At 42.8% G+C, this 15,680-nt stretch carries 11 protein-coding genes; 1 reads left to right on the forward strand and 10 read right to left on the reverse strand.

From position 1 onward, the window contains the following. Positions 1-199: 199 nt before the first annotated feature. The 10 genes from NH399_RS02840 to NH399_RS02885 form a co-directional block, all read right to left on the reverse strand. Positions 200-5,251 (reverse strand): PKD domain-containing protein, encoded by a 5,052-nt coding sequence (locus NH399_RS02840; RefSeq protein WP_253036914.1) that lies wholly within the window; start codon positions 5,249-5,251, stop codon positions 200-202. Between the two features lie 324 nt (positions 5,252-5,575). After that, on the reverse strand, positions 5,576-6,544 hold the full coding sequence (locus NH399_RS02845) for an AgmX/PglI C-terminal domain-containing protein (protein ID WP_253036915.1): 969 nt from the start codon (positions 6,542-6,544) through the stop codon (positions 5,576-5,578). A 10-nt stretch (positions 6,545-6,554) separates the two neighbouring features. After that, positions 6,555-7,118, reverse strand: a complete 564-nt coding sequence (locus tag NH399_RS02850; protein ID WP_253036916.1) for a biopolymer transporter ExbD — start codon at positions 7,116-7,118, stop codon at positions 6,555-6,557. A 1-nt stretch (position 7,119) separates the two neighbouring features. Then, positions 7,120-7,623 (reverse strand): biopolymer transporter ExbD, encoded by a 504-nt coding sequence (locus tag NH399_RS02855; protein WP_253036917.1) that lies wholly within the window; start codon positions 7,621-7,623, stop codon positions 7,120-7,122. A 6-nt stretch (positions 7,624-7,629) separates the two neighbouring features. Beyond that, on the reverse strand, positions 7,630-8,340 hold the full coding sequence (locus NH399_RS02860; protein ID WP_253036918.1) for a MotA/TolQ/ExbB proton channel family protein: 711 nt from the start codon (positions 8,338-8,340) through the stop codon (positions 7,630-7,632). A 43-nt stretch (positions 8,341-8,383) separates the two neighbouring features. Next, on the reverse strand, positions 8,384-8,674 hold the full coding sequence (locus tag NH399_RS02865) for a hypothetical protein (protein WP_253036919.1): 291 nt from the start codon (positions 8,672-8,674) through the stop codon (positions 8,384-8,386). 22 nt (positions 8,675-8,696) lie between these two features. Beyond that, complete coding sequence (locus NH399_RS02870; protein WP_253036920.1) at positions 8,697-9,470, reverse strand: M48 family metallopeptidase; 774 nt, start codon at positions 9,468-9,470, stop codon at positions 8,697-8,699. Next, a complete protein-coding gene (locus NH399_RS02875) occupies positions 9,457-12,297 on the reverse strand; it encodes a tetratricopeptide repeat protein (RefSeq protein ID WP_253036921.1) in 2,841 nt (946 codons plus the stop codon). Before NH399_RS02875 ends, NH399_RS02870 begins: the two co-directional genes overlap by 14 nt. 2 nt (positions 12,298-12,299) lie before the next feature. Further along, on the reverse strand, positions 12,300-14,063 hold the full coding sequence (locus NH399_RS02880; RefSeq protein ID WP_253036922.1) for a lipopolysaccharide assembly protein LapB: 1,764 nt from the start codon (positions 14,061-14,063) through the stop codon (positions 12,300-12,302). Between the two features lie 9 nt (positions 14,064-14,072). Then, the gene (locus tag NH399_RS02885) at positions 14,073-14,630 is read right to left on the reverse strand and encodes an AraC family transcriptional regulator (protein ID WP_253036923.1); all 558 of its coding nucleotides are present in this window, start codon (positions 14,628-14,630) and stop codon (positions 14,073-14,075) included. Positions 14,631-14,988: 358 nt separating this feature from the next. On the opposite strand from NH399_RS02885, the gene NH399_RS02890 reads away from it, so the two are divergent. Next, the gene (locus NH399_RS02890; RefSeq protein ID WP_253036924.1) at positions 14,989-15,636 is read left to right on the forward strand and encodes an outer membrane beta-barrel domain-containing protein; all 648 of its coding nucleotides are present in this window, start codon (positions 14,989-14,991) and stop codon (positions 15,634-15,636) included. The last annotated feature ends 44 nt before the right edge of the window (positions 15,637-15,680 follow it).

Consider the following 15,680-nt stretch of genomic DNA (forward strand, 5'->3'; position numbering starts at 1 on the left):
CTCACTTTCTAATATACCTATTGAGTGTTCTTTGAACAAACAATCTTTTCTTTAATGAGGTGAGATTTGACTATTGAGATAAATAGAAGCGAAGAAGATGAGTTTCTAGATATTTACTCGCTGCAAATAAAAAAGGCCCAACCACCAAAGTGATCAGGCCGAGCTTTTAACTTCGCTAGTTACCTAGCTGCGCCTTACTTTACTCATCACCCTCTCGCACTACACATTCCAGCTCAATATTCGTTTGGAACATAAAGTTAGATTGAGTGATATGGCGTTCTGCAAAGAAGAGGTCAAAAGAGTAACGTTCGCCTTGAACCAACCCAGCCACTTCAGCAATTTCATCCATCTTAATGGTACGCTCTATCGCTGAATGAACACCACCGATGTTGATAACCAGGTGACCGTTTATATACAACCATAAGTCATCGTCACCGCGGAAGGTAAACTCTTCTCCACCTTTGTAGTCAAACACTAAGTGAGTTTCTAGCGTAAAGTGGAAGTTTTTATCTGGATTCGTTAAACCACTATTCCCGAAACCTTCGCCATTAATCGGGAAGAAGTTGCTGTTACTATAAGACCAAATAGTCGAGCCTTCTTCACGAGTCATCGTCAATGTTTTTGGAATATTGATATTTACACCAGGAACATCACGGTACCACTGGTCAAAATACTCACGGCCATTGGTAGTATGAGTTGACTCACCGTCAGCTGGCGCATATACAGGTAAACCATCAGCACCTAATAAGAACTCAACGATATCGTAGTCCACGCCAACGCGATATTCGAAGTCAGGATGCGATTGTTTAAAGTCACGAATCGTAATTGGAATCGTACGCGCCAGATCATTAGATACATCACAGGTAGGCGGCTCATCAGACGCATTCATTGAAATCGTATCAGGGGCACTGTCTAATGCACCATCATCAACAATCAACTGCGCAACATAAGTACCTTCTACATCTGGAGTTAAATTAGGCTTAACATCCTGAGGATTGCGTAACACTGTCTGGCTGCCTGCGGGCTTATGAATCAAACTCCATTGATAGTTAATGGCATCACCATTGGGATCAAAACTACCAGAGCCATCGAGTGTCACTCGTTTGTCTAAGCTCACCTCTCGATCGTCGCCCGCTTTTGCGACTGGACGTAAGTTTTCACTGGTAAGACGAATCGTATCGGCAGCACTGTCGAGATTGCCGTCATTAACAATTAACTGAATAACATATTCGCCATACTCGTCAATATCAATCGAAGGTCTAACACTACCAGAATCGTTCAAAACGGCCTGGCTAGCATCAGGTTTATGTAATAAATCCCAGCGATAGGTTAGCGGATCATTATCAGCATCGTAACTTTTACTACCATCCAATGAAACGGTTGCGGCAAGATCTACCATCATATCGTCACCTGCGACCGCTACTGGAGCTGTATTTTCAAACACGGTAATGATCATGGCATCAACAGCACTGTCTACATAACCGTCGTTAACAAACAACTCTAGCTGGTAGCTTCCACTCATATCTACCGTTACTTGCGGATTTACTAAACTCGCATCGCTAATCGTTGCTTGGCTGTTCGCAGGCTTATTGGTTATTGTCCAATGATAAGTTAGAGGATCACCGTTAACATCGCTACTGGCAGAACCGTCAAGCTGAACCGTATCGCCTTCATTTGCAGTTTGGTCTGGGCCTGCATTAGCTACTGGAGCAGTATTATCAAAGTTTAATGTGACTGAATCCGGCGCACTGTCTGCTTCGCCATCATTAACAATCAATTGAACAATATAGGTTTCTGCTTTTGTTAAAGTGATTGTGGGTGCCACACTGTTGGCATCAGAGACTTGATCAACAGCGTTGTCAGGGCTGATCACTTCCCAACGATAGCTTAGTGCATCGCCATCAACATCATAACTGGCAGAACCATCTAAACTTAAAGTTTGTCCGATAGTGAACTTCTGATCTGCACCCGCCTCTGCAACAGGAGCATTGTTTGCCGACTCTACGGTGATCATCGCTTTGTCAGCATCACTATCAATGGTGCCATCATTAACCACCAACTGAACTTCATAGATACCTGCAACATCCGCTATTAATTTTGGCATAACGGAATTGGCATCACTTAATGTCGCCTGGCTACCATCTGGTTGCGCAGTTAAAGTCCAAAGGTAAGTCAGAGGATCCGCATCTGGATCATCACTGGCAGAGCCATCTAAGGTAAACTCGGTGCCAACCAATCCTGATTGGTCGTTACCAGCATCCGCCGTTGGTTTACCGTTAAGTCTTTCTGCAGTAATAGTTACGGTGGCACGTTCGCTGTCTTCCGTCCCATCATTAACAACCAGTTGAACTTCATAACTCCCCTCTTGTTCAGCCACAAAACTTGGATTCACTTTGTCGGCATCCGCTAACACAACACCACTGTTATCGGGTTGCGATGTTAAAGTCCAGAGGTAAGTTAAAGGGTCACCATCAGGATCACGACTGCGTGAGCCGTCAAGAGAAACATGATCACCAACACTGACCGTTTGATCGACGCCTGCGTCAGCAATCGGTTTTGTGTTTGGTTCTAGTACAGTAATGGTCACGGTATCTGGAGCACTGGTATCGCGTCCATCAGAGACAATCAATTGAGCAACATACGCTCCCGCTTGGGTCGGTGTAAAACTTGGGTTGGCAGAATTCGCATTAACCAAATTCACATTGGCTGGTTGCGAAATCATGCTCCAGGAATAAGTGAGATTGTCACCATCGGGATCGTGACTGGCAGAGCCATCTAATGAAGCAGTCGCATTAACCCGCACCTGTTTATCATTACCCGCATTGGCAATCGGTTGGTTGTTCGCTTTAGTTACCGTAATAACGACTCTGTCGGCATCGCTGTCAATGTAAGAATCGTTCACAATCAATTGCGCAACGTAACTACCTTCTACATCGGGTGTGATGCTTGGGTTAACTAAGCTTGGATTTACCAACGCAGCATTGCTGCCTGCAGGCGAAGAGATCAAACTCCAACGGTAAGTTAAACTGTCGCCGTCAGCATCGCGACTACCAGAACCATCGAAGGTTACAGAATCCCCTACCATGACCGACTGATCATCACCCGCGTGAGCAATAGGTTTGTTATTCGGTGGAGCAGAAACCGTGATATTGACTGTATCTGGAGCACTCTCCATCTCACCGTCACTCACTATTAGTTGAGCAACGTAACTCCCTTGTTGATCCGGAGTAAATTTCGGTGCCACTGTGTTTGCAGCATCCAAAGTCACACTGCTATTTGCAGGTTGTGATACCAGTGTCCAACGGTAAGTTAATGTATCACCATCAGGGTCACTACTTTGTGAACCATCCAAGGTGACCGTTTGACTGAGCGCTACCGATTGATCCGCTCCAGCATGCGCTACCGGTTTGTTATTGTCAGAAATTATTCTCACTGACAAACTACTGGGTGCGCTGTCTACCTCACCATCATTTACCACTAGCGTGACTTGGTAGGTACCCACCAGATCAACCTGAATTTCAGGATTTACTTTTGTGGCATCGATAAGTGTCGCTGTGCTGCCATCTGGCTTACTGGTAAGTGTCCATAGATAAGTTAAAGGATCGCCGTCGGGATCACTACTATTAGAACCATCGAACTTTATCACATCGCCTGGGTAGCCGCTGCGATCAGCACCTGCAATAGCAATAGGAGGATTGTTTGGAAAATCGCAAAGAATCTGTGTTGCATCATCATTATCAACAAAATCTGGATTAAATGCTGCCAAGGAAAGATCGCTACCAACATGTGGCTGAGCAACTACGATATCACTGTATACGGTATTATCTTTTGCTCGAACAATTGGCGAACGGCTATCGTTAATGGGATCATACATCCAGATGCCGTACTGAACATCCGTCTCGCCTTGTGCATTGGCAGAATCACAGAACGAGCTCACACCATTGTTAACCAAAGTACATTGTGACCAACTCAGCAAGAGTCGATCGGTTCCATCACGATAAGGCCAAAACGCACTGAACCAACCATGATCCGATAATTGTCCTGGATAAAGATTAACACTATCGGTTGTTAACAAACGCGGCGAGAATTCGGCGAACACTCGGTTATTTTCTGAGTTTTGTACCGGCTCTAGTTCAACAATAGCACCACCAGCCACTGGGTTATACTGATGGCGAAGCAATGTGAAAATATTACCGTTCTCTGCCTGAAAAATACGGTCCATGGCCAAAAAAGCTTCATCAGAAGTATCGGTAGTAACCGTGTTATAAAGCTGTTCCATGTCATAGCCGCTGGCACTGAGCGTTAGCAGCTTATAATGGTTAGTCACAAAAACCGGGCCAGAAGGAGTTGTTTTAGAAAACTGGCATTGGGTTTCCTGAGTCCATGCTTGCGGCAAGTTCAATCCTGTAGAACCTGTTCCGTCAGCAGAAAACTCCTCATTACTGCCCGTGGAATCACACGACGGTAAAGCTTGATAACTGCGCTCCCAACGAACAAAAGCAATTCGACCATCTTTTAAAGTCGTTAACTTAATATCATGGTTATGACGACCATAGGTCAGCTGAACAATATCTTCCCCTTGCATTGTCATACGATGAACCAGAGAGGGATTTTCTGCAGGATCTACCTTACGACAAAGATCGCCTACTAATTCAATGTTCTCACGCGGAAATTCTGGGTTACCCGCATCACGATCCGATGAAAAGAAAATCACACCGTCCCAGGAAATAGTCGGGTTGGTATCCTGTCCACTGTTCGCTAATATATTATCCTTAATGACTCGTGTTAACGCTTGTGTTTCAAAATCATAAAGGAAGATATTCCAGGTGGAATCGGTCGGATGAAAGTCTGAACCTCGCGCGGCAAAAATAAGCTGTTTGCCATCCGGTGATACATTGAGATCTTTAACATCGTACTCTTCGCTGCCGAAATACTTGGTTAATACATCCGTGTTGACGGCATCAACATCCAAGCCAGATCGAATGAAAAGTGTTGCCCCTGGACTGAACTCATAGGGAGAAGCCAGCTCTAATGGAGACTGACTCGTATCAGACAATTTTTCATTGAATTGTTTTCTGGACAGCTGAACTTGATCACTCACGTTACGTTCAACAAATGCGAACTGAGTAGACTTTCTCAAGGTTGGCTCTTCAGCCTCAACTTGGTCTGGTCCGTCGCTACAACCTACCAATACAACAGGAAGGACAAAAAATGTTGCTAGAACCCTGAATGTACTCGATAGTGAGCTCATAAAAATTTCCTTAAATGCTTTTTCTATGGGGGCTATAGTGCCACTTTAAGTCAAGACGTGACGGTAAGAGGTCACAAACTGAGGTTAGGAATTAGAGAGATATAAATAATTTGTGAAGGAAGTCTAAGTTTACTTTTTGATCAGCACAGAAGTCATTTGATGGATGAGGATTGACGCAGGTTTAATTGGTTACTATTTATTCTATACAGAAGTCTATTAATGAGATACTGCGCAATTCTCACACAATGAATAGAGCACTTTTCATTGAATTAAAGGCAAAAAAAACCTGCTTAAGCCTTCGCAGTAAGCAGGTGAGTTAATAAATTAACTAGGAAAGAATACAAACTTGTATTCAACTGGAGTTGCAGAAACGTCTTCTGAGCCAAAAGAAATCCGTCTAATTTGGTTCAATATTTTCGTTTCTAGCGGTTGCAATCCAAGTTCACTGGATACCAGTGCCAAACTTGAAACGCTACCATCAGGTTCAATGATTAACTTAAAAATAAATTTACCTTTTAAGTCTGGGTTTTCATCCAAAGCAGCGTGATATAGAGCATAAATTGATGGCTTTTTAAGCTCAATCTTCATACGAATGCTTTCTGTATCCCGTTGTCCTGAACGATAAGACGAATGTCCTCGTACGCCATCAGGTGAACCTCCCACCGACACAACACCAGAAACTTCAGTCGTTGCGTGAGATGCTAATTTAACGGTGTCACCTTTCATTGAGCTTTCATCAATACTCACGCCCAGGCTCGCTTTGGTCGCACGGTTCTCGCCTAAAGTATTACGATTAGCCGTTGCTACCACCCCTTTCTTATTCGACGCTTTTTTGCGCTTCATACCCGCTACATTCAGTGCACCACGTAACGCACTCAACTCGCTTTGAACTTCTGCTAAACCTGCGGATTTACGTAACGCCGCTTTAGTGTCCACTGGCTTTGCTTTGGCCTTTGGCTTGTTGCCTGGTTGCTTTGTCTTGGCTTTTGGCGGCTTAGGTTTCGTTTTAGGCTTCGGCTTGGGCTTAACCTCTGGTTTTGGTTTAGGCTTTGGCTCCACCTTGGGCTTCGGCGCGGGCGGAGGTTTGACCGCCTCTAAAACGACTTTCGTTTTAACAATCTTGCGCTCTTCCGGTACATACTCAGCTTCGAATACAGGTAGCCAGGGTACAATCACGAATAATAGTAAAAGAGCAATACCTGTATTCCGGGTCCACTTTACAAAGCGTTCTTCTTGCGCCTTATCAGGACTCCAGGGCAGTACTAAATCAGAAGAAAGAGGTTGCATGGTCATGCTGGACATCTTAACCTCCTCCCGATTGGCTAGCTAACGACGGTGGCTCACCAGCAGACAAACTAACAGGTTTCGCTGCTACTCGATTCACAGCTAACGAAATATCACGAAAGTTCTTAGCGCTACAAGTAGCCATCACTCGCTCTAGTAAAGAAAAAGAAACCGCTTGATCCCCCATAATGGTAATCGCTAATCCGTTCTCTTTTTCGTAGGCATTCAGTTCGCCTTTATCGGTCGTGTATTGCTCTAAAGCATTCGCCAATGGCTCTAACACTTTCGCCGTTGAATTTAATGCGTCATCAACGGTTAACACGACTTCATTATTCAGCCAGATTTCTGTTTCGCCGATCAGTATCGATGCTTCCACATGGGGAGCGGCACCGGCACTTGAGTCAGGTAGCTTCACAAATTTGGCATTCTCCAATTGATCGGCATCACCCGAGTTCAACAACAGGAAAAACACCAAAATGGTAAAAATATCCATTAATGCGACCAAATTAAGTTTGGTCGCATAGGGTGGCTTCTTCACCTGACTGAAGTTTAAACTCGACGTATTAATATTTGAATTCATCATATTATTTAATACTCGCGTCAGCTAAAGATATTTCTGGAAATAACTCGACTTCAACCATACTGGCTGCAACGACAGTCTTGTATGATTTCACTACGTCCATTGCCGAAACCAGGCTTTGATAATCAACACTGCCTTCGGATAAGATCAATACATCGCGCTTTTCACTCAACTGCTTTTTTACTTCTCTTAATACCAAAGACAGCTGGTCAAAATCGTAGGCCTCGCCATCACCTGCACTCTTTAGCGGTATATCCTGGATCATGACATTACTTGGGTAATATACCTTAATACCTTTAGTACCAAGGATAACCTCAAGCTTAGGTGGTTCTTCATTAGCGCTAGATGTACTTTGAGTTAAATCCGGCAGTTTAATTTCATGTACGGTAATTTGGTTAAATGTTAGCGTTAGCAACAATACCGGTACCAATACAATCATTAAATTCATGAACGAAGTCACATCAAGTTCGGCTTCGTCTACGGATTTGGTTTTAAAGTTCAGTGCCATGATGACTTACTCAGCCGTTGCTTTCTCGGATTCTTTATTGTTTTCAGCCACCACTGGAGCTGGAGCAACACCGGCATAAATTTCACGGTTGTAAGTCATGATATTTAAGAACTTAACCGCAGCCATCTCAATACTGCTTACAATGGCTGAAGTCTTATTCTGCAAAATTGCATGGAATACCAATAATGGAATCGCCGCAATCAAACCAAAAGCCGTCGTGTTCATTGCCACAGAAATCGACTCTGACAATAATGTCGACTTATTCGCAGGATCTGCTGTTGCTACTGCAGAAAAAGCACCAATAAGACCGATAATAGTACCGAGAAGTCCAAGTAAGGTGGCGATATTAGCTAGTACCGAAAGATAACCAGTACGAGTTTCGAGCTGCGGCATGGCTTCCAACATACCTTCATTCATAGAGTGCTCAATATCCGCGCGATGTTTGGTGACCTTCATCATATCTAAGCCACAACCAATGACACGAGTTACAGGTGCTTTGCTTTCGCGAGTGAATAACAGCATCTTTTCCACATCGGTGGTACGCAACAAAGGCAAGAAACTATCGAAGGCTTTAACGTTTCTGATCTTCTCACGAGATAAGAATAGCCAACGTTCAATACTGATGACTAAGCCAAGTGCAAAAACCACTGCGATTGGGTAGATGAATAATCCCCCTTCCTGAAAAAATGAGATAATGTTGCTGTATCCTGTTTCCATTGTTACTGCCTCTTAAACGAACTGAAACGGTTGTTTACTTTAATTACTTTTGAGTAGATTGTATGCGACTCGAACCTTGTTCCAGTTGCATTGATTTATACATCCCTGATGAGCGGAGTAATATTTTTCTGTCCACTAACTCGAGGGTTTTATCGTGTTTATCAGTCATTTGCCACTGTAACTTATCTGGTGTTCCAATATCTTTCCATGGAATAAAGTAACTCACAGAAGGCTGTTCTTTATCACCAATAAAGTTAGATTCCAGCTTTATGGGCGCTTCTTCTGCCCAGCTCATATTTGCGAACAAAGCGACGGTTAAGATTTTAATTTTCATAGTGCTTCTCGATTCTCGCAGACTAAATTGAAGCAGGGTTTGCTTTTGCTGTCGCTGCGTTATCTGTTTCAAGCTCAAGAGCAATGCTCTTTCCTGTTCTCTGCATTAACTCGGTTAGCCAGGCATTGCGCTTCTTGTCTCGACCTTGTGTCAAGAAATGATAAGCTTCTAAATGTCTTTGTGCTTTTAACGGCTTATTTAAATAAAGGTCATATAAAACAGCTAGATTTAGATGCGCTTCGGGAAAGTCTTTCCAGACACTCAAAGCCTTTGCATAGGTGTTCTGCGCTGGCAAAAACTGACCTTTAATACGCTGTACTTTCGCTAAACGAATGTACGCATTAATGTTGTTTCGGTTAATTGATATGGCTTTCTCATAAGCTTCAATGGCCAAGTCGTATTGCTTTTGAGCTTGAGCAACATCTCCCATTAAAACATGAGGACCAGACAACTCCTGGTTGTTATCAACCAAAGGTTTTAACAAGGTTTTTGCTTTGATAAAATGGCCGTTTCTATAGGCTTTACGAGCGTTAACAAAGATCGATACGGCTTGACTATCTAACCTTCCAGTTAAGCTAGTATAGGGATTATTTGCTGCCTGATAAGGCAGTAAAAGCCCGGTTTCTTTAGCCACCTCACGCTGTGGGATATACTCGCTGGTATCCAGTACGCGAACTCTCTCTGGCCGAGGTTGAGGCGATGATGCTTGGTTGCTTTTACCCGTTGTAGCACAACCTACCAAGCCTGTCGCAACTAACAAAGCACTGATTGTTGTTCGAATATTAACGAATTTCATCACCGTAACTCACTTCCGCTTCTTCTTTATCAAACCTCGCAGGTGCGAGAACTCTCATTGCCGAAAAACTCTTACTGATCCACTGGTCAAACTCACCGCTCCAGGCTCTCTCTACATTGCCGTAATGCAGTTCTTCTGCAAGTTCATCGAGCGGCCCTGCTTGCTCTTCAATAATTTCTTTATATACTTTTCGTTCTTCTGCGTTGAGCCCTTTAGGTTTTGGTGCTCGCCTTAACGCAGAAGCCAACTGTTGATACAGCTCCGCGATCTTGAAGCTCGACATAGTGACAAACTCCAAGATTTCATAATCTGCGGCCATTTCATAACGTCGCGTGGCATCCTTTAGCATCTTATTCTTTTTCGGTAAACTCTTCGCCAATGGCGCTCTCAGTTTTAGCTTGCGATATTCGCTCGCGAAATAGTCACCATATTGAATGTTTGCCCAGGCAGCTAACCAGCGACTGCGGTCATTTCTTTGTTCTCCGCCTTTTTTATCACCATCGATAATTCGACGTAACCAAAATAATTTTTTTGATGCTTGCTTTGTTTTTCCGTATAAAAAGGCTAACTTATAACGTGCTTCCATACGTACAACAAAAGGCTGCTCATAGGTTCTAGCATAGCGCTTGAACAAATCAATTGCTGTGTCATAGTTCTTATTTTTTTCAAACATTTCTGCAGCCACAAACAAGGCTGTTCGTCTGGCTTCAGGATCTTTATCCGCCTTGCTCAGTTTTAAATAAGTTTCGCCTGCTTTTTTCCATGCTTGATTTTTTTCATAAGCAAATGCCAGCTTGCGAGGAAATTCCGCCGCCATTTTATGCTTCGGATAGGCACTGATAAGCTCGCGTAACTCGGTGATAGCAGAATCCCACTGCTTGGTTGCTAACATCAAAGTTGCAGCATTATATTGCGCAGAAACTCGCACTTTTGCCGATGGAACCAATGATTTAATTTTTAATAGCTGTAGGATCGCTTTGCGTTCTTCATTCGTCTCTATCAGCTCTTGAGAGTTTTTGTAGATTGCATTCGCTAACCGTTCAGATACCTGTTTGTACTCTTTCGTCTTCTTGTCGATTAAACTACGTTGATTAAAGTAGTTCAGCTCGGCTTGCTGATATTGACCCAGCTTGAAATGAGAATGGGCAGCAATACCGTAAGCGGTTTTCTTTAACTGCTTATCCAGCTTTTTATTGCTAGAGATAAGGCTTTCAGAAACACTCAAAGCGCGTTGGTACTGCTCTAAACCAAATAGGTACTCGGCCGCATTGGTCAACACAGCCGCCGACCGCTTGTCATTACGAAATACCTTGGCAAACTGCAACATGCTTTCTACCGCTTTAGCCTGCCATGACTTGGCTTCCACGGGGTTGTCTTGTAACTCTGCAAGAAGCTTTTCGTAAGATACAATTGCAGCATAACCAGCCTTGGAGCGATACTTCGCTTCTTTAAAATGATTCAGCTGATAAGCAACTAGCTCAAAGGATTGAATCGCTTGGTCGTATTTTTCAGCAGAAAAATGCGCTTCTGCTTCCAGATATGCCATCTCTGGAACACGAGGATCCGTTGTAAAAGTGTTAATGTATTGGCTATAAAAGTGTGCAGCCCTATTAAATGCAGCGACAGCATCTTGCTTTATCTTCTGAGTCTTTTCAGGTATTGGCTTAGCTTTGCTCGCCTTAGACTTCTTCTCAAATAACTTTACTAAGCTCTGAGCCTGACTATGATAGTGGCTGGCTAATTCATCATAGTAGAGCTTTAACTTGCTGATGATTCCTTCATTTAGCCCTCCGTTAACCTGTGCATACTGCGAAGCGGTATCGTAATACTCCACATAGGTTTCTTTCTCTTTTAACGCCAATAGTGGGAAGCCACCTTTTACATAGGTATCAATGAGTTTGCTATGCAATTCTGGCGCTTTCGCTGAGAAGTTATACTGAGTAACATAATGTCGGAACGTATTCGCTGAGTCTTCATAGCGTTCTTTCTTCAGGTAATAATCCCCTAAGTGCTCATAAATCTTCCATAAATAAGACTTACCTTGCAGTTCGGCGATATTATCAATGGCCTCAGCACCACCGCTCTGAGCAAAGGCCAGAGTCATTGAATTAACGGTGTCATCCACCAAAGGCTTCTCAACACTCGTCAATTGTTCTAGCGTTTTATTGGCTAATAAACGGCTCAATACTAAAGCAAAAGAATTGAGACTGGAGTTGAATCGGTTTTGCTTATAATAAGTCCAACCTAACATATAGTGTGAGTAGGTCTTCAACTTATCATCGTCCATCTGAGTAACGATCACATACTCAGTTTGCGCTTTCTGATATTGCTTCTTGCCAAAGTAAATATCGCCCTTTCTAAAATGGGCTTCTGCATTATTCTTGTAGTTTGGATGACGCGTGGTCAATTGTTCAAGCATACTTAATGCTTGATCCTGCTTCTCATCCATCTCATAGGCTTTTGCTAACTGATATAATACATCCGCATTATCAGGCGAGTCAGGGTACTTTTTTAGTATCTTGTGGTAACTTTTGATGGCATCAGCATAGTAACTTTTTGTGCGTTTTGTCGTTAACTGCTTTTTTCCGCCTTCAATCATGTAAACATCAGCGATACGGCGTTCAATCTGCTCTTTTAGCTCTTCATCTTTGAATAATGTGAGGAGCTCTTGATATTCCTCTCGAACTTCTTTATGACTCAGCGCTTCAAACTCAATTTTCTTTTCTTTCTGTGGAGTATATTCCAGGTCGCCGAGTGTACGACCTCCACCAAAACCGCAGGCGGCAATCAACGAAGAAACACTAACAACAGCAACAACTTTCTTCATGTTTATCCCTCTTCTCCATCCGTTTTCTTTACTTTCTTTGACTTGGCTTTATCCAAAGTCATTAATGTTGTGTCATACAGTCGAGCTTTCGCCAGTCTGGATTGTGCCAGATAATATTTCATTCTGTCTTCATGCTTACTCAGCTCTTCATTTACCAAACTACGCACAACAGGCTCTAGAACGGTAATATTACTTTGAGCTAAACGTAACTGCTGTTTGATGCGTTCATGATGCTCAGCAACCATGGGCTTGTAGCTCGCTGGTGGACGATAAGGCTCCTTTACGTTCTTCAACTGCTCGAGACGACTATTCAATAAATTCAACTCTCTGCTGGTAGACTCAACCAGTGCTTTGAGCCTCTTCTGCTCTTCTTCAGGCAATGTTAGCGCGTACAACTTCAGATCGGCTTTTTGATCTTGCAAGCGCTGCTTCAACTTTTCACTTTGCGCAATCAGTTTGCGTTGTTTTTTACCAAAGGTCTTCTTGTTTGAGTTTTTTAAGATGAGTAGATGCTCTTCTGCTTGAATTGACCAGTATTCAAGGTTCTGCTGTATGGCGTATAAGTCCGATAACTCGCGCAGAGTTTCCGAGAAAGCATGACTCGCAATAAGGTCTACAACAAAGGGGGTTAATTTACGATAATCAATAGTCGGCTCCGTTGCATACCAATCAGTTTGCCCGACCACTGCATCAAAATTGGTAATAAATTCTTTAGGAACATCCTGCATGGCGATGATTTCTCGCGCTTCCTGGATATCTTTTAATCCTTCATTAAAAGCTTCAATCGCCAGCAAGTTGCTTTTTAGCGCTTTTCTAGGAGAACCTTCTTGTTCATACAGATGCGCTAACAATACTTTGGCTTCTTGAACTTCAGGAATTGCTATCGAACGCTCATTCAATATTTGCAAAGCAGCAATGGCTAAATTGAACTGTTTCAACTTAATGGCAGTCCAGGCGTAGGTAAGCAACGCGCGATTAGAATAAAGTCCCGTAGTGCTTATAGACGTAAGATAATTCCATGCTGTCAGCATATCACCTTGTTGAATTGCGATTTGCGCCAAGCCATGACGAGCACGGTCAGCTAACAGCGAAAGTTCTTCATTACTCCTTGATAAGGCAGCCACACTCTGTAGGTGCTGAGCTGCGCTTTCTACGTTTCCGGCTTTAAACTGGCTGATGGCAAAGTTGAATAAAACATAGGCATAATTAGGATGTTCAACGGATAAGCTATCAAGAATTTGTTCTGTTCCAGCAAGATGATTACCAGCGTTGTTGATCAGAGTTGCAAGGTAATGATAATCGGTGTGTAAGTGCTCTGGCACTTCCCCTGCAATTTTTTGCATAGCTTCAGAAGCATTAGGGATATCAGACTTGTGGTAATGCAAGTTAGCTAAGTAGTACCAGGCAGAATTGCGAACTTGAGGTTCAAGATTATCTTTGTTGAGCAAAGATTGAAACACGCTGTGTGATTCATCCGCTAAACCATAAGACAACATCATGCCGCCTTTTACTAACTGGCCGAATTCGCTATTAGCCGTAGGGTTGCTTATTGCATGAGCATATTCATACTCGATCAATGCATTAAAGTAATCTTTCTGGTAATACTCAAATAAGACATTGCCCCACTCCAGATCATCGGTAGAGCTAACATTTTGCTCAAAGATATCGGCCTTCACAGTACAGGACAAACCGATACTTGCCCCAATAATGAAAGCTCTGAAACCTTTGTTATTAAACAGTTCCTTTGACAAAGACGGTAGTTTCATAACACTCATCTACCACTGTTTAATACGAACGATAGGCTCTTGAGCAGAACCGTCATCGCCAATCGCCAATTCGAGGTACTCACCCGCAGAACCTTTTTCGAAGTCTAATGTTTTTGCCAGTTTATAAGCTCTGCCACTGGGTCCAACCCCCGTAAAGAAAGCCGTCGCGTTGTGTTTGCCTTCATTAAGATTAGTGACGTAAAGTTTTTGAATGCCACCACGAGACAGCGCTTGACGTTGATTTTCTGAGTACACATGAGTCACAACTAACTTGCCATCAATCTTTAACTTAACACTTTCTAATGTAAAAAACTGACCCGAGCTTAAAGAGACAAATACGGAATACTTTGTACTGGAAGGGAACAACAACGTTTCTTCCATAAGTTTAAGATCTTTGTTAAGTACAACAACATCTTCTTTCAGCTTTTGAACATTACTAGAAATATTTTTAAGCGTCGTTAATGCCTGCTCTTCAGCAGATGTTGTTCCTTTGCTTTTTCCCCAAGCACTGCTTGACACACTCGACAGCACTAGAGCAAATAAAAAAATAATTGCGTGACTTTGCATGGTTTGACAATTCCGATCGATTACAACGTTTCCCTTAACTCAGGAATTAGACCTCGTTAACACGGCTAAACTCGTAGAGCTAGCATTGGTTGAGGGAATCATATAAAAGACAGGTCAATAGCAATAGCGGTATCTGCTTAAAAATCAAACTCGTTCACAGAACCTATACAGCTCTTACGTGAAATTAGACTTTTGTCACAAGATTTAGGGATATAACTGGGGTCTGGAATTTAATTGCTATAGCATTACCGCAGCTAGGAATGAGCCGTAAGCTTGTTGTTCGATGGATTCGTGAAGTACTTCACATAAATGTCGCTAGCCATTACCCATCATCCCATAAGGAAAAAAGAGAATCACTATGTTAAGCCTGTTAAAACATGCATCACTGACAGCAACCGCTGGTTTGTTAGGCATACTAAGTCAGCCGCTAATGGCCGCCGACAATGATTCGGCAGTAACCATTATCGAGCCAAAAAAGCAAGCCCCAAAAGCAGAAAGTGCGGCCATCGATACCGAAAAATTTGAACTAGGTATCTTTTTTGGATCATTAGCCGTTGAAGACTTTGGTAGCAACCAAGTTACAGGCTTGTCATTTGTTTACCATATCAACTCTGACTTTATTGGCCAATTAAACTATGGCCGGTCCGATGTTGGTCGCGCTACTTTCGAAGATGTCAATGGCAGCGACTTTCTCAGCGATGATGATGAGAAATTTAACTTCACTCAACTGATTATGGGTTACAAGTTGTTCAAAGGTCGCTCTTTTATGGGCGCAAAAAGTAAATTCAACTCCAACATTTACCTAACAACAGGTATCGAGAACGTGGAGTTTGCTGGCGAAAGCAAAACAGGTTTTGTATGGGGTAGTACTTATAAAATCGTTGCTACGGATTGGTTAACCGTGAACTTTGATTTGCGTGATCACGTATACCAACGTAACTTTTTAAACGATGATAAAACCACACACAATATTGAATTTTCATTAGGCTTTAATGCTTTGTTTTAATCGATTCTCGATTAATGCTTAGTTGTACGAATAGGTAGAATGGA

It is taken from the genome of Pleionea sp. CnH1-48, assembly GCF_024124665.1.
Lineage (GTDB): Bacteria > Pseudomonadota > Gammaproteobacteria > Enterobacterales > Kangiellaceae > JAMXSB01.